Consider the following 259-nt stretch of genomic DNA (forward strand, 5'->3'; position numbering starts at 1 on the left):
GTGGGATAGAGATGATATGGAGGGATATGGTTTTGTTGGAGCAGTGTTGGGATGAGCGGAGGGAATGAATGAGGGGTGGAGGGGTGAGTTGGAATGGAGACAAAAAGAATGGGGGTGGGAGTGAAGTTAGGAAGAAGGTGGAGGATTTCAGAAGGGAGGTTTTGGGGGGGGAGGTGATGGTGATGATTGATTTTGGGGAGAGTGTTTTTCGGGGGGAAAAAATGGTTTTTGAGATTGATTGGATCAAGTGGTTAAAATT

Annotated in this window: 1 protein-coding gene; it reads left to right on the forward strand. The window is 46.7% G+C overall.

What is annotated here, in order from left to right; all coding sequences use genetic code 11:
* Window positions 1–68: 68 nt before the first annotated feature.
* Window positions 69–259, forward strand: a 191-nt coding sequence (locus FS736_RS23815; RefSeq protein WP_222125115.1) for a hypothetical protein, incomplete at its 3' end; no start/stop codon positions are given.

Source organism: Cytobacillus oceanisediminis 2691, assembly GCF_007678455.1.
GTDB lineage: Bacteria > Bacillota > Bacilli > Bacillales > Cytobacillaceae > Mesobacillus > Mesobacillus oceanisediminis_A.